The 17,232-nt window shown below is 68.7% G+C and carries 13 protein-coding genes and 3 pseudogenes; 12 read left to right on the top strand and 4 right to left on the bottom strand.

Features of this window, described 5'->3' with window-relative positions; genetic code table 11:
* Positions 1-297: 297 nt before the first annotated feature.
* The gene (locus tag ACFPP6_RS35255; RefSeq protein WP_382050921.1) at positions 298-1,056 is read left to right on the top strand and encodes a hypothetical protein; all 759 of its coding nucleotides are present in this window, start codon (positions 298-300) and stop codon (positions 1,054-1,056) included.
* 346 nt (positions 1,057-1,402) lie between these two features.
* Here ACFPP6_RS35255 and ACFPP6_RS35250 read toward each other — a convergent pair.
* Both ACFPP6_RS35250 and ACFPP6_RS35245 read right to left on the bottom strand, forming a co-directional pair.
* Positions 1,403-2,029 (bottom strand): annotated as a pseudogene (locus ACFPP6_RS35250) (transposase); the annotation flags it as partial.
* Positions 2,030-2,312: 283 nt separating this feature from the next.
* Positions 2,313-4,706, bottom strand: a complete 2,394-nt coding sequence (locus ACFPP6_RS35245; RefSeq protein WP_382050919.1) for a glycosyltransferase family 39 protein — start codon at positions 4,704-4,706, stop codon at positions 2,313-2,315.
* A 335-nt stretch (positions 4,707-5,041) separates the two neighbouring features.
* Between ACFPP6_RS35245 and ACFPP6_RS35240 the strand changes: the two are divergent.
* Together ACFPP6_RS35240 and ACFPP6_RS35235 are read left to right on the top strand one after the other, a co-directional pair.
* A pseudogene (locus ACFPP6_RS35240) lies at positions 5,042-5,832 on the top strand (IS5 family transposase).
* Positions 5,833-5,912: 80 nt separating this feature from the next.
* Complete coding sequence (locus ACFPP6_RS35235) at positions 5,913-6,536, top strand: transposase (protein ID WP_382050917.1); 624 nt, start codon at positions 5,913-5,915, stop codon at positions 6,534-6,536.
* On the opposite strand, the gene ACFPP6_RS35230 is transcribed toward ACFPP6_RS35235, so the two are convergent.
* A complete protein-coding gene (locus ACFPP6_RS35230) occupies positions 6,517-6,843 on the bottom strand; it encodes a hypothetical protein (RefSeq protein WP_382050915.1) in 327 nt (108 codons plus the stop codon). The genes ACFPP6_RS35235 and ACFPP6_RS35230 overlap by 20 nt on opposite strands.
* On the opposite strand from ACFPP6_RS35230, the gene ACFPP6_RS35225 reads away from it, so the two are divergent.
* Together ACFPP6_RS35225 and ACFPP6_RS35220 are read left to right on the top strand one after the other, a co-directional pair.
* Positions 6,736-7,074: a DUF6415 family natural product biosynthesis protein gene (locus ACFPP6_RS35225; protein ID WP_382050952.1), complete on the top strand. Its 339-nt coding sequence runs from the start codon at positions 6,736-6,738 to the stop codon at positions 7,072-7,074. The two genes, ACFPP6_RS35230 and ACFPP6_RS35225, sit on opposite strands and share 108 nt — an antisense overlap.
* Positions 7,075-7,154: 80 nt before the next feature.
* Positions 7,155-7,961, top strand: a complete 807-nt coding sequence (locus tag ACFPP6_RS35220; protein WP_382050913.1) for an alpha/beta hydrolase — start codon at positions 7,155-7,157, stop codon at positions 7,959-7,961.
* Here ACFPP6_RS35220 and ACFPP6_RS35215 read toward each other — a convergent pair.
* Positions 7,958-9,274 (bottom strand): XRE family transcriptional regulator, encoded by a 1,317-nt coding sequence (locus tag ACFPP6_RS35215; protein ID WP_382050911.1) that lies wholly within the window; start codon positions 9,272-9,274, stop codon positions 7,958-7,960. The genes ACFPP6_RS35220 and ACFPP6_RS35215 overlap by 4 nt on opposite strands.
* Before the next feature lie 325 nt (positions 9,275-9,599).
* Between ACFPP6_RS35215 and ACFPP6_RS35210 the strand changes: the two genes are divergently transcribed.
* The 7 genes and pseudogenes from ACFPP6_RS35210 to ACFPP6_RS35180 all read left to right on the top strand — a co-directional run bounded on the left by ACFPP6_RS35210 (position 9,600) and on the right by ACFPP6_RS35180 (position 16,471).
* Positions 9,600-10,604, top strand: coding sequence for a Mu transposase domain-containing protein (locus ACFPP6_RS35210; protein ID WP_382050909.1), 1,005 nt, complete (start codon positions 9,600-9,602; stop codon positions 10,602-10,604).
* Positions 10,601-11,410 carry an IS21-like element helper ATPase IstB gene (istB, locus tag ACFPP6_RS35205; protein WP_382050907.1) on the top strand — a complete coding sequence of 270 codons (810 nt, stop codon included), beginning with the start codon at positions 10,601-10,603 and terminating at the stop codon, positions 11,408-11,410. The genes ACFPP6_RS35210 and istB overlap by 4 nt, the downstream gene beginning before the upstream one ends.
* Positions 11,411-11,454: 44 nt before the next feature.
* A pseudogene (locus ACFPP6_RS35200) lies at positions 11,455-12,837 on the top strand (replicative DNA helicase).
* Between the two features lie 299 nt (positions 12,838-13,136).
* On the top strand, positions 13,137-13,628 hold the full coding sequence (locus ACFPP6_RS35195) for a hypothetical protein (protein WP_382050905.1): 492 nt from the start codon (positions 13,137-13,139) through the stop codon (positions 13,626-13,628).
* A gap of 295 nt (positions 13,629-13,923) precedes the next feature.
* Positions 13,924-14,229 (top strand): hypothetical protein, encoded by a 306-nt coding sequence (locus ACFPP6_RS35190; RefSeq protein ID WP_382050903.1) that lies wholly within the window; start codon positions 13,924-13,926, stop codon positions 14,227-14,229.
* 136 nt (positions 14,230-14,365) lie between these two features.
* Positions 14,366-15,877 carry an acyltransferase gene (locus tag ACFPP6_RS35185; protein WP_382050900.1) on the top strand — a complete coding sequence of 504 codons (1,512 nt, stop codon included), beginning with the start codon at positions 14,366-14,368 and terminating at the stop codon, positions 15,875-15,877.
* The gene (locus ACFPP6_RS35180) at positions 15,878-16,471 is read left to right on the top strand and encodes a hypothetical protein (RefSeq protein ID WP_382050898.1); all 594 of its coding nucleotides are present in this window, start codon (positions 15,878-15,880) and stop codon (positions 16,469-16,471) included.
* Positions 16,472-17,232: the final 761 nt, after the last annotated feature.

Below are 17,232 nucleotides of genomic sequence, written 5' to 3'. Positions count from 1 at the left end.
ACATCTCGCCCAACGGCGGGGAGTCCTGTCCGTTACGGGCCGACAGCCACCACCCGATCGGTGGCCACTCTGAAGATCCTTACTGAACCTCTTCAACTCGGCCCCGATCGGGTGACAGCAGCGCTCGGAGGTCACGACACCAGCGCCGCACAGACCAAGGTCAGAGCGATGTCAACATCGGCGGCTCCGTCACCCTCAGAGACCACGCTGAAGAAGCTCAGTCACTACAAACGACGGGGCTACAGTCCTTGAAGACTGCCCAGCAATCAGAAAAACACCATTGCAGTATTAGTTGACATGGAGAGGGAATTCGGTATGGGACTTGATACTCTTCGCGGGAAAGTTGTAGTGCGTGCGCTCAGCTGCGCTATCTCTGTAGCGCTTGTCTCAGTGAGTTCAGGGAACACTTTCGCCGCTGCCGCGGCGTCTCGATCTTTAATTTATGAGCTCAAATGCAAGGGTGGATCGAGTAGTCATAATATCTATATCTATAACGGCACCAACTCTCGTGAACCGATTTACGTAATGGTCTCTAAGGATACGGCATGGGCCATTGCTGACTTCGTGGTCGACGTTACTTCACTCGCGCTCGGTGTTGGTGCAGTGAAGGGTGCGGTGAAGGGAATCGTGAAGGCTGGATCCATTCCGGCGAAGGTTAAGAACATTCTCGATCTTCATGAAATTGTTAAGTTGGCTGCCCTTCTCGGAACGACGGCACATTCGGGGGCGAAAGGCGCCCTCGAGGCTAAGAAGAAACTGGTTGACGCCCTGAAGAAGAATTCCATCACGATCAATCCCGGAGAATGTGTTAACGTTAGGAACGATAGCTACCTCGGGAAGATTTTGAGTCTGGATGTAAGTAAATATGCATCGCTCTTTGGTGCGAGGCCTGTGAGGCTTCTTGTCGTGCATGGGGGTACTTACAAGTCGGCCGAAGGGGCGAGTGGATCGGATATGTCGTGGCTGGCCGGCGATAAGTCTCTCCTTCCGGTCAAGCATGGAACTATCGTGCAGGTCGACCTGGGGAGGCTGAAAGAGAAAATTCCTTTCGAGTAGAGTCGGTGGCTCATCTTAAAGTCTACTGAGGCTGAACTCGTGGTGTCGTAGTGCGTTATCCGGGGCGGAGGGTCAGTCCGGTCTCGGTGAGACAGCCGTTGAGGAGCTCGGGGCGGCTGGATCTTGGCGGAGGTCTCCCATTGCGGCTCCGCGCTGAAACCACTCACCTACCAGCGGCGCGAGGCCTGCCAGCTCACGGCCGGACAGCCGGAGTCGTCGTTCGCTGTGTGAGACAACGGCGAGGGCTAACGCGCCGCGCTCGGCCAGCGATTCAGGGACAGCTGGTAAATGATGTCCCGTAAGGGGCTGTTGAGGTAGGCCGATGTGTCTCTCGTGTGCTCGTGGGCTATCCCGTGAGGGCGAGGTTGTGGAGTCGGGCGATGCCGAGCATGGCCTGGTGGACGCCGTCGCCACACAGGCGGCAGTCGCGGAGGATCTTGTAGGTCTTCATCCTGGAGAAGGCATGTTCAACGCGGGCTCTGGCCCTGCGGTGGATGGTGTTGTCCGCTTGCTGTTCGGGGGTGAGCGGCCGGTTGGGCCGGGGCCAGTGCGGAATGAGTGCGACCGTACCGCGGTAGCCGCCGTCCCCCAGGAGTGGCGCGTTCTTCACTGCCTGGTCCACGCCGGACTCTCCACAGGCTCGGGCGCCGTGCCGGCTGCCGGGTAACGGACAGCCGACCGCGACCACCAGACGACTGTTCGCCTCGACGATGACCTGCAGGTTTGTCGAATAGCGGTAGTTCTTGGAGGACGCGGCCACGCTCCGGTCGCGGGTGGGGACCAGGGTTCCGTCCACGATCAGCACCGTGCCTGCCGGGTGCCGACGATGGACCGGTGCCAGCGCAAGGAACGGAGAGATGTGGTCGATAACCCGGTCCGCAGCCGACTGCGAGATCCCGAACAACGGACCGAGCTGCCGCATGGTGAGATTCGTCCGCCAGTACGCGGCCACGCTACGGTCCCGCATCGGGATCAGCGGCCCGTCCCAACCGCGGACGACGCAAAGGGCTCCGTATTCAGGTCACCGACGAGGACACCATCAGCCTGGTCCGCCGGCTTGCCGAGCACTGCAACGACCGCTCCATCGCGATGATCCTGGTCAAGCAGAAACGCCGCACCGCAACCGGCCTGACCTGGACGAGAGCCCGGATCGCGACCGTGCGGGCCACCTACGGCATCCCCGCGTACCAGAGGAGCAGGCTGGAGTGGTCCGGGCGGTAGTCGCTGTCCGGAGGTGGTGGGAGGTCACGGTTGCGCTACGTTCGGTCGTAGACCGTTATGCGTCTGCCGTTGACCTGGGTCTGGTGGCTCTTGTGGAAATACCGGTCCAGGATCTGCTGTTTGGCGCGTTCCCGCTCCGTTCCCAATGGGCGGGCGACGGCGTAGGCGTCGGTGACGAGGATGATGCGCTTGCGCGCGAGCATCGCCTTGCGGATCTGCGCGGGCGGGATTTCGAGGCCCTTGAGGGTGCCGCCCTCCGTTGCAGTCTGCTCCAGGGCGATGTCCTCCAAGTCGGCGAACATCCCGGGAGCTACCAGGGCTGTGTCGCGGCGGGCTGCCGGGAGGAAGAGGACAGCGTCGCCTGGCCGGGCGTAGTAGGCCACCTCATGAGCGGCGGCGATCACGTCATCGACGCGGCCGTTGGAGTCGCGGTGCCGGTTCTCGATGGGCGCCAGCAGCGTGACGGCCGTGCATACAGCCACAGGGAGTAGCAGCCAGGGCTGGGCGAAGCGGCGGTTGGTAGCTGCCCGGATCGCGGCGGCCGCCGCAACGCCGAGCAGCAGGGCCAGGCCGATGTAGGTGTAGAGGAGGTAGCGCTCGAGGTAGAGCGGTTTGATGGTGGAGACCAGCAAGAGTGCGGCCTGCGGGACCGCGAGCAGGGGCAGGGCGAGCCGGGCAGGGGTGAGTGGCCCGTCGCCGCGGTACGGCAGGCGGGAGCAGACGGCACCCACCAGCAGCAGTGCTGCGGGGGCAATCAGCGTGGACCAGCCGAGTGGGCGGATCCAGGAGACCTGGCCGGCCTGCGCGCGACTGGCGAGGATCAGCGGCAGGGTCCCGGTGGCAGCCACGGCGGCGGCCACCGCCCAGCGCCGCAGTACCGTCCGGTCGGCACGGGTCAGGACGAGGGTGACGGCGTGTGCGCTTACGGCGAACAGGGAGAACCAGTTGAGCAGGGCCGTGACCCATATGGCTGTGGTGTAGGCGGCCCACAACATCCGGCGGCCCGGCTGGTCAAACGCTCGGACCAGCAGCCACGTCGCAGTGGCTGTGCCCGCAGTGACCAGGCTGTAGGAGCGGCCCTCCTGTGCGTACATCTGTATGGCGGGGACCAGGGCAAGCGCGGTGCCCGCGCAGATTCCAACGGCGCGGCCGGCCAGCCGGGCGCCGATGAGTGCAGTGAAAGTGGCGGTCGCGGCCATGGCCAGTACGGAAGGCAGCCGCAGGGTGTAGAGGCTGTCGCCGAACAGCTCGAAGAGGCTATGCATCAGGACGTAGTAGAGGCCGTGGACGAGATCGACCTCGCCGAGCATATGCCAGATCTCCGGCACCGACCTGTGGGCGGCCTGCCAGGTGGCCGCTTCGTCACGCCACATCGTTTCCTGGCGGGGTACCCCCCACAGGCCCAGGCTGAGCATGACCGCTGCCGGTACGAGCGGGACCAGCCAGACCGTGATGGCACGCCTCGGCAGGGTATACGCGGCCTCCACGGCGGCAGGGGGCCGGCAGCGCAGCCGCCACGTCACCAGGGCGGTCAGAGCGACAGCAAGGGTCAGCAGTGCTGCGGTATCGAGCCACTGGAAGGTCCAGAAGTCACCTGGAGGGTAGGCCGTGGTGAAGCGGCTGGAGAAACCGTGCGCGTTCATGCATGCGGCTGTGTCCTGCTCGACGGGACAGGCCGTCGCGGGTGCCGTTCCGCCGTCTGAGGTGAGGTAGCCCCAGCTGGTCTGCCAGGACCCGTCGGGCGCGGTGTCCCGGCCGTCCACGTACGTCCGGGGGGCGACCGCGCTGCGGTGGACGACGTGCAGCAGCCAGCGTGTCCCGAGCACGCCGACCATTGTCGTGATCATGGCGGGCAGGGTGCGGCGCACCAGCAGCCCGGCCGCGGTACCGGCGGCGAGGCCGAAAAGGGCGGCGGCCGCGGCGGCGGGACCGGTGCCGTAGAGGATGACGGGCTCATGCCAGTTCAGGCCATACAGCTTGTTCGCGGTCGGGCGCCACCACCAGGCGACCAGCAGCGCGAGCAGCGTGGCCGCCGACCCCGCGCCGGCAGCAGCCAGGCTGATCCGTGTCAGGTACCAGCGGACGCGGCCTGCGCCGTCGGCTGGCAGCCGCCCGGGACCGGTCTCCAGCACCCTGGCGATCATGGGTGCTCCCCAGAAGGCCCCAGCCAAAGCGGGCAGTGCGATGCTCACCATGCCCAGCACCCGCAGTTGGCCATCCGAACGGAAGGTCAACTCCGCAAGCCGCGCCGGGGAGCAGCCCGCCCGGTCGGCACGGCAGGCGGCGATGGCGGAGAGCAAGGCGTCACGTCCATAGACGGTCCACCCCGCGCACAGGAGCAGCAGCAGGGCGACAGCGGCGAACACCCACCGCTGTCCGCGCCACGCAGACGGGAAACTGCCCCGCTCAGTGATGCCGGAGGTCGCCATTACACACTTCCTTCACTCATGAAACGAGGCACAGCTGTTCACCATGCGGCCCGGGAACAGGATCAGGGCCGGGACACCAAACCGTCAAAAACCGCCCATCACTGTGAGGCCGACGGTGGTGGTGAAGAGAGCCATCTCGCGGAGAAGTCTGCTTAAAGGTCTCTGATTGAACCTCTTTCATCGTCTGTTCCTGCAGGTCGTCGGCTTGGCGGAGCACTCGTTGGCCAGGCCGCTGACCTGCGGGTGATGTCTGCACTTCTCCAGGAGCCGCAGACACACCTTCCCCCTTGCAGGCCAGGATGAAAGAGGTTCACTGAGCTTCCTCAACCGAGTGGGTGGTGCTCGCGCCGCTGATTCCGCCGCCGAAGTCAAGTGGCAGGCCGCTGAAGCATTCACGGCGCGAGGCCATTGATGCGCTCGCGTACTGGTTGCGGGCCGGATGTGCCTGGCGGTTGCTTCCGTATGATTTCCCGCTGTGGCAGACGGTGTACCACTACTGGCGGGTGTGGCGGATCGAGGGGCGCTGGGAAGTGATCCTGGCCGCGCTCAGGGCCCGGGAACGTGCTGGTCAGGGCCGCGATCCAACGCCGAGCGCGGGTGTGCCGGACAGCCAGAGCGTCAGGGGCACCGAGCGGGGCGGCTGGCACGGGTACGACGGCGGCAAGAAGGTGTACGGCGCCAAGCGACACCTGATGGTGGATACCCTCGGGCTGGTCCTGGCGGTGTGTGTCAGCCCCGCGAACGTGGGTGACCGGGACGGCGCCGAGGCGCTTCTTGCCCGGCATGCCGGCAGTTTCCGCGTTTGCGGCACCTGTGGGCCGACCAGGGCTACCGAGACCGCGACTTCCTGGACGGGATCCGGGAGACCGCCGGGATTACCATCCAGGTCGTGCGGCGTCGCGATGGCGGATTCCGGGGTACCTGGATCTAGGCCGGCGACACACCACCCGCAGTGCCTCTCTTCTCGGTCGTGCCGCGCCAGTGGGTGATCGAGCGGAGTCTCGCCTGGTTGGGACGGTACCGGCGCCTATCAAAGGACTACGAGTACCTCGCTGAAAGTTCGGAGAGCGCCGTCTACCTCACCACCATCATGCTGTTACTTCACAGGGCCACAGCTCCCACATGAAAGGGGCTTCTCAGACACCCTCTACTGAGTTTTTTGGTTCGGGGTGACCGTGATCTTTGTGGTGGGTGTATCCCGGTGCCATGCGGTATCCCGATGGGGGCGGTCTGACCGCGAAGCAGCGGGCTCAGCGGGAGCAAGTGCGCTTCGAGGCAGCCGCGTTATTCGCGCAAGGGGTGGCGCCCTCGCTGGTCGCACGGCGGCTGCGGGTCCCGGCGCGGTCACACACCCCTGGTGAGGGTCCGGCTGCGGGATCGGGGCGGATCTCGCTCGCTGGCCTGGTCTGCTGCAGGTCGGGTCACAGCACCCGGCTCATCTTCCGGATGCTGGTCCACCATCGCAAAGGCGAGAGGAAGGGCTTTCGGGAGCAGGACTTCGCCCGCCTGCTGGACGCGGCTCACCAGCAGCTCGGTGGCCCCGTCGTGCTCGTGCGGGACAACTACACCCACCACGTCGATACCGCCATGCGCGAGGTGATCGCCGCCCGCACCTGGCTGACCGTCTTCCGTTTTCCTTCCTACACACCCGACCTCAACCCGGCCGAAGGCGTGTGGGCACACCTGAAGCACAGCCTGGGCAACCTCGCTCCCTGCAGTCTCGATGAACTTGCCGCACTGGCCCGCACACACCTCAAACGCATGCAGTACCAGCCCGGCCTCCTCCAGGGATTCATCACCCAGACCGGACTTACCCCAGTGCCACCATGACGTCACCCCGAACCAAAAAACTCAGTAGCTGCCACACACGCAGCCACTGTCCGGCTGCCGCCCAACGGGTGAGCAGGTCTGTGCCGAGGAGAGTCAGAGGTGATGGGGACAGCGCGTTGGCCAGCGCGGTGCGGGCAATGTCGCGCCAGGCGATGAAGGTGTCGTTGCGGGCCGTGCGGGCGAGCAGGATTTCCTCCCACTGCCGGTACAGGACGCTGCCCTCGCTCCAGACGGTCCACCCCGGTCCACCTGCCGCCGCGCACTTGCCCACCGCCCCGTTGCACTCCCCCGCGCCCAGGAGATCCACGCACTCGCCACGAGGATCCGCGGGGACCTGAAGGTCATGCTCCCCGAGGCGCAGGAGCGCGCCGACCAGTTCCTGCCCGGTACGACGCAGTGGTACTGCTGGGAGGGCCTGATCGAGAATGCCCGCCGGGAACTCGCCGAGGGACCCGGCGGCGGCCTGTACAGCGCCTTCACCCACATGCAGGCCCTCGCATGGTCGGCGGAACTCATCGCCCCGCGCCTGGAGGAATAGCCCTTCCCGGGACTGCTGACGGGCGGGTCGGTCGGGATGCGCCCCTGTGCTGTGGGGTTCGGGCCGCTACGCTCCCGCTCATGGAGACGGCGTTCCGATCGCTCGACGGCACGGCCCTGACGGGTACGGTGACGGTTACGGAGGTGGCCGCGGGCGGTCTGGCGGTACTGGTGCATGGTGCCGGGGTCACCCGGGACGAGGGCGGCTTCTTCACCCGGATCGCTGCCGCGCTGGCCGGCGTCGGGGTGTGCTGTCTGCGGTTCGATCTGCGGTCCCACGGTGTGAGCGGTGGCCGGCCGCGGGACATCACGATCGCCGGTGTCGCCAACGATGTCCGGGCCGCCTGCGATCACGTGCGCGCCGTAGGCGGCTTCGACCGGCCCGTGTCGGTGCTCGCGGCGTCGTTCTCCGGTGGTGCGGCCACGCTGCATGCCGCGCACCGGCCCGGGGATGTCGAGCGGCTGGTTCTGCTCTATCCGCGGCTGGACTACCGCGAGCGGTACGTCACCAGCCGCCCGTACGTCGGCAGCGGCGACTACCTGTCGGCGGAGGCCGCGAAGGCACTCGACACGAACGGCTTCACCGAGCGCAGCCCGTTCGAGCTGGGCCGGTCCCTGCTCAACGAGGCCCATTACCTCGACCCGCGGATCATCCTGCCCGCGGTCAGCGCGCCCACCCTCATCGTGCACGGCACGGCGGACACCTTCGTGCCCGTGGAGTCCTCCCGCCGCTACCTGAGCTCGTTCGGCGGCCCGGCCGAGCTGATGGAGCTCGACGGCGCGGAACACGGGTGTGCTGTCCATCAGGATCCCCAGTACGCCCACCCGCAGACGCAGGCCTGGCAGGCCGAGGTCATCGACCGCATCACCGGCTTCCTGACGGCCTAGGCCGACACCGCGGCCAGCGCCTGGCGCAGCTCGCGAACTGCCGGGCGGCGGGCGTGGGGGCGCAGGGCGGCGAGGGTGCGGCGGAGTTCGCCGAGTGCCTGCCCGAAGTGCGGGGCCGCGGCCAGGCGCAGGACTTCCATACCGGTGGTGGCCGCGTCGTCCACTTCGCCTACGGCGGCGAGAGCGCCGGCGAGGTGGGCGGTGAAGAACGCCCGGTCCCGTGGTGCGAAGGTCGCTGTCGGCAGGTGCTGGCGGAGCAGGGCAACGGCGTGTGCGGGCTGGCCGCCCCCTCGGTGGCAGATGGCGCTTTGTGCCATCAGCCGGTCGGCGGTGTATCCCGCGCACAGGGGGCCGGTGCACGTCGCCGGCTGCGGGGGCGGGGCGTCGGTGAGAGCCTCGTGAGCCTCATCGAGGGTGCGGGTCACCTGGTCGTGGGGGGCTCCGGTCAGGGCCAGGGCCCGCGCCTCTTGCTGCAGCGCTTCGGCGCGGGCACGCGGTGGCAGCCTCCACGGGCCGCGGGCGGCCACATGAGCCAGATCGCGCATACGCAGCGCGTCGTGCCGGTCGGTCACCTGGGCCCGGCGCAGCAGGATGTAGGCATGCATCGGCCCGTCACCGGCCAGCACCGCCCACTCGATCGCCCGGTCATGCCAGTACGTCGTCGCCTGCGGGGGAGCGCCGCCGTCGCGGTGAACCCACGCGGTGAACTCGGCAGCCCGGGCGCCCAGTGCCAGCAGTTCCCGCCGGATGGCGGGGCGCTCGCGGGCGGTCGCGTCGGTGGCGCCGACGATCCCGAGCGCCACGGGCAGCACCTGCCGCGGCCCCCAGCGGCCATCGGCGCGCGCCGCTTCGTCCAGCGCCGTGCGCAGGTGGGTGAGCAGCAGGGAATCGTTGTAGCGGCGGGCGCCGGCCACGGAGTCGGCCAGGTGCTCCAGGCCGGCCGTATCGAGCAGGGGCGCGTGCGCCAGAACCCCCAGATCCGGGCGATGGCGTCCCGGGGTGTTCTTGCCGAGAATGCCGTGGCCCGGGCCGTGGCCCGCCGGCTCCTGGTGGCGCGCGGGCGAGCGGGTGAAGCCGAGGTCTTCCAGCTCCATGCCGAACATCGCCACCAGGACGCGCCTGGCGTCCCGGTTCGGCCAGGCCGGACGTCCCGACTCCCACCGGCGTGCCTGCCGCAGCGAGATGGTGGCCCGCTCCCCCATCGCCGCCGCGTGGCGCCCGTAGGCCTCGGTGAAATCTGGTGTCGTGTGCCATCCACGCCGCACGCGGGCAGCCACGAAGAGCGCGTTGCCCGCCGCCGGCTCGTTTCCCATCACACACCCCCGGTTCATCGAACGAGTGGCTGCCCTCCGACGCTACTGCCCCGGCGGCACGAGCACCGAAGTGTCACCCAATCTGACATCGCCCCCGCCCTCGCGGCAGCAGTCCACTGGAGCTATCAGCCCCCGCACGCTTGGGTGCCCGGCACAGCTGACCAGGAAGAAGCCTCATGAACGCCGCCTACGACGCCCCGCTCGACCCCATGACGGTGGGCGAGTCCCGCCCGTGTCAGCGTCGTGTGAAAAGTGGGCCGGTATCGACAGATGAAAGTTGACCCCCTCCGGCGGTCTGGCTCGTTGAGCCAGACCGGGAGGGTGGGTGATCAGCGTGGAGGACTGGGCCGAGATCCGGCGGTTGCACCGGGCCGAGAAGATGCCGGTCAGGGCGATCGCGAGGAAGCTGGGGATCTCCAGGAACACGGTGCGGCGGGCGGTGGCCAGCGACGCGCCGCCGAAGTACCAGCGGGCGGCGAAGGGCTCGATCGTGGACGCGGTCGAGCCGCAGATCCGCGAGCTGCTCGAGCAGTGGCCGGACATGCCGGCGACCGTGATCGCCGAACGGATCGGCTGGAGCCGGAGCCTGACCGTGCTCAAGGGCCGCGTCCGCGAGCTCCGGCCGGCCTTCCAGCCGGTGGACCCGGCCTCGAGGACCGTCTATGAACCGGGCGAACTCGCCCAGTGCGACCTGTGGTTCCCGCCCGCGGAGATCCCGCTGGGCTTCGGCCAGACCGGCTCCCCGCCGGTCCTGGTGATGGTCTGCGGCTACTCGCGCTGGATCAGCGCCCGCATGCTGCCGTCGCGGAACGCGGCCGACCTGATCGCCGGGCACTGGCGGCTGCTGACCGGGCTCGGGGCCGTTCCGAAGGCTCTGGTCTGGGACAACGAGGGAGCCGTCCGGACCTTGCAGGCGAGGCCCGCGGACCGGCTCGACGCCGACAAGTCCCGGATGCTCGGCATCCCGCCGATCTCGCCGCCCGGCTGGTGGAAGTCCAGCCTGCGGCTGCCGCGCGACCACTACGTCCGCATCGACACCTGCGACTACTCCGTCCACCCCCTGGCCGTCGGCCGCCGGGTGGAGGTCGCCGCCGACCTCGACCAGGTCCTGGTCACCTGCGACGGCACCGAAGTCGCCCGTCACACCCGCTGCTGGGCCAAGCACCAGACCCTCACCGATCCCACTCACGCGGCCGCGGCCACCACCGCCCGCGCCACCATCAACAAGCCCGAGCCCGCCGAGAAGCTCGAGGTCGAGATGCGGTCCCTGGACACTTACGACCGGATCTTCGGCGTCATCGACGGCGGCCTCGGCCAAGGAGTCGCATGACCACAGCCAGCAAGAAGTCCGCCGGCACCAGCCGGGACGTCACCTCCGAGCTCGCCTTCCTCACCCGCGCGCTGAAGGCCCCCTCCCTTCGGGAGGCGGCCGGCCGGCTCGCCGAGCGAGCGAGGGCCGAGGAGTGGAGCCACGAGGAATACCTCGCCGCCTGCCTCCAGCGCGAGGTCGCCGCCCGTGACGCCCACGGCGCCGAGGGCCGCATCCGCGCGGCCCGCTTCCCCTCCCGCAAGTCTTTGGAGGATTTCGACTTCGACCACCAGCGATCCCTGAAGCGAGAAACGATTGCTCACCTGGGAACCCTCGACTTCGTCGCGGGGAAGGAGAACGTGATCTTCCTCGGGCCGCCCGGCACCGGCAAGACCCACCTCGCCACGGGGCTTGCGATCCGGGCCTGCCAGGCCGGCCACCGCGTCGCCTTCGCCACCGCGGCTCAGTGGGTCGCCCGTCTCCTGGACGCCCACAACGCGGGCAAGCTCTCCGACGAGCTGACCCGCCTCGGGCGCTATCCGGTGATCGTGGTCGATGAGGTCGGATACATCCCCTTCGAACCGGAAGCGGCCAACCTGTTCTTCCAGTTCATCCCCGGCCGTTACGAACGCGCGTCCGTGATCGTGACCAGTAACAAGCCCTTCGGCCGCTGGGGAGAGGTCTTCGGCGACGACACCGTCGCCGCCGCGATGATCGACCGCCTGGTCCAACACGCGGAGGTCATCAGCCTCCGCGGAGACAGCTTCCGCATGCGCGGACGCGACCTCGGACGCGTCCCGCCCGCCGAGGCCAGCAGCAACGACTAGCAAGATCAACTGACGCATCGGGGGTCAATTCTCGACCGTCGACGGTGGGTCACGGTTCGCGCGTCGCCGACACCGATGACGTTGAACCGCAGGACCGTCAGCAGTCCGCCGCATTCACCCGTGTTCCCCCGAACGACCTCGACGCCGAGCGCGCGGTGCTCGGCGCGTTGATCCTCTCGGGCAGCGCGAACAGCACGTCGTACCGGTACTTCGGCGAGATCCTCGACACCGGCCTCGTGCCGGATGAGTACTACCGGCCCGCCCACGGGACCATTCACCAGGCCATCTGCGATCTGCACGCGAAGGGCGAGCCGGTCGACGCGATCATGCTCGCCGACGAACTCACCCGCATCGGGGAGATCAACAAGGTGGGCGGCGCCGCGTACCTGCACACCCTCGTGCAGGCCGTACCCACCGCCGCCAACGGCCCGCAGTACGCCGAGATCGTCCGGGCGAAGGCGTACCGGCGCGCGGTCATCAGCTCGGCCCACCGCATCCTGGAGTACGCCTACCGCGAGGAAGGCGACGAGGACGAAGTCCGGGAGCTGGTCGAGCAGCAGCTCACCGAGATCATTGCGGGCACGCCGGGCCTGCACGAAGCGCCGCCCAAGGTGGGTGACCTGTACCTCGACTTCGTTGCGGACCTTGAGGACATCCAGAACGGCAAGAAAACGGGCCTGACGTACGGGTTCGCCGACCTCGACACGCTCACGTCGGGGATGCACCCGGGCAACGTGACCGTCGTGGCCGCGCAGTCCGGCGTGGGCAAGTCCATGCTCGCGCTCAACACCGCCGTCGCCGCTGCCAAGACCGGCGCGAAGGTCATGTTCTCGTCGCTGGAGATGAGCGACATCGAACTGATGTAGAAGATCGCCGCAGCCGAGGGGAAGATCGCTCTTCACCACCTGACACATCAGGGCGGCCTCACCGCGGAGGGATGGGAGACCGTCAGGCGCCTGGGCCCGGAGCTGTTCCAGACGCTGCCGTTGCGGGTCTACCGGCCTGACGGTGCGTCGCTGGGTGACATCGCCTCCGCGGCGCGGGCCTGCGCCCGGGCGGACGGACTCGATGTCCTGGTCGTCGACTACCTTCAGCTCGTCGAGGCCGGGCAGTCCCGCCACATCACCCGCGAGCAGGCCGTGGCGGGCGTGTCCCGCGGCCTGAAGAACCTGTCCGTCCAGCTGGGCTGCCACGTCATCGCCCTGTCGCAGCTCAACGACGACGGGCTCATGCGCGAGTCGCGGGCGATCAAGAACGACGCCACCGTTGTGATCAAGGTCGAGCGGCCGGACGCGGACGACAAGGAATCGCCGCGGGCCGGTGAGGTCGACCTCGTCATCGAGAAGAACCGGTACGGGCCGACCGCCCGCGTGACCGCCGCCGCACAGCTCCGCTACTCGCGGTTCGTCGACATGGCGCAGACCTGATCACCGGCTACCCGTCCTGAGCGCCCCTGAGTGGGCCTGTGGGCGCCGATCACCCGTCTCCGCGGTAAAACCCCCGCCGGGACGGGAATTCGGTGCTCACGGCGCCGTACAGCCGCTTCGAGTACGCCACCGCCACCCGCCGTCCCGGGTGGCGGGTGGCGGTGCCCATGGCGGTGCGGCGGGCGGGGTTTCCGGTCGGTGCCCTGGGTTGCCTGCGGGATGGGGCGGCCGGGAAGCTGGAGGTTGGCGGCTGGGGTGGTCCGCGTGGTGCGGTATCCGGCCGGAAGGGAGGCCTGCCCATGGCACGGCACCGCTGTCACGGTCCGGGGTGCGGCCTGCTGCTGCCGGATGCTGGTCCTGCGGGCGGGCGGCCGCGGCTGTTCTGCTCCGAGCGCTGCCGCTCCCGTCACCGGCGGCTCATGCAGCGCATCGACCGAGGTAGGGAGCGGCGGGAGGACCGGTTGCAGGCGACGGCGGAGGAGCGGCACCGATTGCGGGCGGCGGCCTTCACGGTCGCCCGGGAGGCCCGCCGCCTGGCCGCGGCCCTCGACGCCGAGGCCGCCGAGCCTGACTGGCGTCAGCCGGCCGGGTGGGGCCGACCACACCCCGCCGGGCGGCTTGGTGCCCCGTACACCCGCAGCGCCCTGCAGCTGCTGGAAGCGGCCCACGTAGCGGTCGCGGCCGCGGTCGCCGCCGACCGGGCCGCCGGCAACGGCTGGGCCGAGATCGGCGCGGCCCTGGGCGTCAGCGAGGACACCGCGGCACGCCGTTACCGCACCCCGGAGTACTGACGGGGCACCAGGCGCCGTGCTGCGCCCGGGGAAAACCCTCGTGCTCGTGTCGGCCGGGCGGGGCTGCCCTCGGTCGGCTTCCGGCGGCCCCGCAGCGGGACGCGGGGCCGCCGGGTGGCCTCCCCTCAGGGGCGTCCGGGGCGGGTTGCGTCCCTGGGAGAAGGCCGGTCCCGGGCTGTTCATCACCTCGGCCGGGACAGGCACCACGCTGCCACGCCAGGGGAGCCGGCCAGAGCGGAACGCGGCGGCGGAGCCGGTGCCGGGGCCCGTGTGGGTGACGCGGGAGACTGCGGGCATGACCACCACCTCTTCGACGCCTGCCTTGCGCGATACCCGCGACCGCGAGGGCGCCGGCCCCGCCCTGGGGCGGGGCCGGCGTGCCCTGATCCCTGCCGAGGGTGACACCGACCAGCAGTCGTCGGCCGCCCGCGCCCGCGCCGCCCTGGCCGCCGTTCAGACCGTCCCGGTTCCCGTGGTGGTCCTCGGCGGCATCGCCGGCCTGATGGAGGAGCTGGAGCGTCTGGCCGGGGAGGCGGGGGAGCAGGGCAACCAGCAGGCCGCCCGGGAGACGTTGGCGTACCTGCGCACCCTCACCGACTGACGACCCGCCGACCGGCGACGAACGGGGCCTCGCGGCCGGCGCGGGGCCCCGTTCGCATGGGCTCGAACGAAAATCCGGCATGCCGATTCAGGATTCTGTATGCGGAATTAGCATGCCGCAGGTTAGAATGGGGGGCATGACAACGACGCTGAGCACGGAGGCGTTGCTGCGCCTCACGGTGACGGCCCTGATGGCACAGACCGGTGAACGGCAGCTTGATCTCGGCACGGGCATCGGCCTCTCGCAGACGCAGGTCAGCCGCAAACAGAAGGGCCTGATGCACTGGTCCCTCGACGACTGCGACCGCCTGGCCTCCCACTACGGCATGACCGTCCTCGACCTGCTCGCCGGCCCCACCCACGCCGCATCCCGGCTCTCCCTCCACCGCCTCACCCCCGGCCGCGGCATCCAGACCACCCTCCCCCCGGCCCCGGCCACCCCCGAAACGCCGGCTGCGCCCTCGGAGCCAGCCCCCGCTGTACCGGCCGCGCACAGCGCCGCACAGCCGGCCGCCGCGCCGGTCCCCGCGGCGAGCGCGCCGCAGGCCTCCAGCACGCCCGCCGGGCCGCAGGCAACCCCGGTGGCCGCCGAGGCCCCGGCCCCCGGCCAGGCCCCTGTCCGCACCCCGGAGCAGCCGGCAGCCGCCCCGTCACCCGCCATGACCCGGCGTCCCCCTGCCGGAACCACCGCCGCACCGCTCATGGATCGCATCGGCGCGGCCGTCAAAGACGCCCTGATCACCGCCGAGGGCGACACCGAGGCAGCGCAGGCCCTGCTGATCAAGCAGGCCATCCCGGATGTCATGGAGCTTTTCCGGCAGTCCCGGATCGGCGGCCGCTACGAGCACTCGGATTTCCCGCCCACCGGCGAGATCCTCAAGAAGAAGTCCCAGAAGGGGGCGGATGACATCTGGGAAGGCCGCCCGAAGTGGCGGAACACGGCCTTCATCAAGGCCGCCAAAGCCTCTGACATGCCGGTCGAGGTCCACGTTCTGGACGTCAACGCCGCCTACCTCTCCGCCATGACCACCCACCTGCCCATCGGACAGCTCCAGCACGACACCTCAGGCATCCACCACACCAAGCGGGCAGGCGTTCACCGCATCGAGCCCCCCGCATGGGAGCACCCTGACCTCCCCAACCCCCTCGGCGCCCGCCAGGAACCCGGCCCCCTCTGGGTCACGGAACCGACGCTGCGCCTCTTGCTGCGTTGCCACCGTGAGGACCTGTGCGAGGCACCGGTAATCCTCGAATCCTGGACTTCCGGCAGCAGTGAGGCACTGCTGAAAAAACTCCGGGAAACCCTGAGGGATGTGCGGAAAGAAGCCATCGAGAAAGGCGACGAACTGACCCTGGAATACGTGAAGTCGATGTATTCTAAGTTCGTGTCGACCATTGGTGAGTCCACTAAGAATCGCGACATTCGCCGCCCCGACTGGATGCACATCATCCGGTCCCAGTCCTTCGCCAACCTCTGGCTGAAGGCACGGAAGGCACACGCCGCAGGGCTCACCGTGGTAGAAATCTCCGGTACCGATGAACTCCAAGTAGCCGGTGGAGACTGGCGCAAGGTGTTCCCCGAGGGACGAAGCCTCGCGGAAATGAAGGAAAAGGACGGTAAGTCCTACACCCTCGGGGGGAGTCAGTAAATGGCCGGTCGCTGGAAGCATTTCGGGCACTACGGCGCCCAGGGCATGCCCGGGTGGGAAGCCCTGCAGAAGCAACTGCAGGAAATCGTCAAAGCAGGCGGCATCAAGTCCCCCATCGACACCCCGCGCGGCCTCAAAGCCCGACTGGGCTACCTCGACAGCCCCCGCGGCCGCGAGGCCCTCGCCGCAGCCGGCATCAAGGCCCGGCCCGCCGTCATCAAGGCATGGCAGGCAGGCACCCGCCAGCCTCGCCCCGTCAACCTCGACCGCATCGAGCGCGCCTACCTCGATCACCGGGCCGCCAACCTCGTCCGCTCCGGCGCCCTGGCCCGCCACCTCAACAACGGCGGCCGCGGCACCCGCGTGGAGATCTACCCGGTCGACCAAAGCCGCGTCCAAGAAGGGCGCAAGCGCGATATTGAGCCGCGCATCGGGCCGCGCAGCATTACTGTCCGATACGTATGGGACGACATGGTGAACGCCTGGGCCACCGGAGATGAGCAGACCCTAGACGCTATCTGGGACGACATCATCTGTGACCTCGACTCGGAATACGACGCGTACAGCTACGTCTCCGCAGTTGGATTCTCCTGAGCCCCCATCAGCACAAAGCACCCCGCCCCGAAATGGTTCGGGGCGCTTTGTGGTATGCGGTTTTGGTATTTGGTGGGTCGGGGTTTTGGGTTCTCTCGGGGATGCGTTTTTTGCATTCGTGGGCTGGGGGTGGGTGGTTGGGGCTCATCGGGGTTGGCTCTGGTTTCTGATTGCTGACGCCTCGTCAGTTTGTCTCGTCGCGCTGCGCCGGGTGGCCGTGTGGCCGTCTGGTGTCCTCGCGCAGCGCCTCGCCCCCCTCGTCCGCTTGTCGGTGTTTTGGCTGGTCAGTGGGCTGTTCAGGGGTCCTTGCGGGGTGCCGGGTGGGTGGTCTGCCGGGTGTTTGCCGGTGGTGTGCGGGGAGCCGGTGCCGGTCGCCGGGTGTGGGCGGCCTCGTTGGGCCGGAGCAATTGGTGTAGACCTCTCGGGGGGAGTGTTTCTGACGTCTGGTCAGTCACGAGGATGCTCGTGGTGGCTTGACGGGGGTTCGAGCATGGGTGCATGCTGTGACGGTCGGGAGCGCGGAGCGGTCCCGGTGGGGAGCCGGCCGGAGGCCGGGTCCCGGGGCAGGATCCACGGCCTGGAGGTGGTGGATCCTTGTCCCAGGTTCTACACAGAGCGTCAGATGATGCAGGTCAGAGGCCTCTTGGAAGGGGCAGGACGACCGGGTGGGGAAGAGCCGGCCCCCACCGGCCACCCTCCCTCGTAGCCCGCCCAACCTTTCAGGCCGCCGCGGCGCTGCACCGCCCCGCCGTCACCGAAGG

It is taken from the genome of Streptomyces aureoversilis, assembly GCF_042657885.1.
In the GTDB taxonomy this organism is placed as follows: domain Bacteria; phylum Actinomycetota; class Actinomycetes; order Streptomycetales; family Streptomycetaceae; genus Streptomyces; species Streptomyces aureoversilis.
The sequence above is the reverse complement of the archived record's forward strand: the minus strand, read 5'-3'. Positions and strand labels throughout refer to the sequence as shown.

Coding starts and splice junctions, on each gene's coding strand:
- ACFPP6_RS35185 (WP_382050900.1), top strand. CDS start 14,366: ATGACAACGACGCTGAGCACGGAGGCGTTGCTGCGCCTCACGGTGACG.
- ACFPP6_RS35245 (WP_382050919.1), bottom strand. CDS start 4,706: ATGGCGACCTCCGGCATCACTGAGCGGGGCAGTTTCCCGTCTGCGTGG.
- ACFPP6_RS35180 (WP_382050898.1), top strand. CDS start 15,878: ATGGCCGGTCGCTGGAAGCATTTCGGGCACTACGGCGCCCAGGGCATG.
- ACFPP6_RS35215 (WP_382050911.1), bottom strand. CDS start 9,274: ATGGGAAACGAGCCGGCGGCGGGCAACGCGCTCTTCGTGGCTGCCCGC.
- ACFPP6_RS35195 (WP_382050905.1), top strand. CDS start 13,137: ATGGCACGGCACCGCTGTCACGGTCCGGGGTGCGGCCTGCTGCTGCCG.
- ACFPP6_RS35220 (WP_382050913.1), top strand. CDS start 7,155: ATGGAGACGGCGTTCCGATCGCTCGACGGCACGGCCCTGACGGGTACG.
- istB (WP_382050907.1), top strand. CDS start 10,601: ATGACCACAGCCAGCAAGAAGTCCGCCGGCACCAGCCGGGACGTCACC.
- ACFPP6_RS35235 (WP_382050917.1), top strand. CDS start 5,913: ATGCGGTATCCCGATGGGGGCGGTCTGACCGCGAAGCAGCGGGCTCAG.
- ACFPP6_RS35190 (WP_382050903.1), top strand. CDS start 13,924: ATGACCACCACCTCTTCGACGCCTGCCTTGCGCGATACCCGCGACCGC.
- ACFPP6_RS35255 (WP_382050921.1), top strand. CDS start 298: ATGGAGAGGGAATTCGGTATGGGACTTGATACTCTTCGCGGGAAAGTT.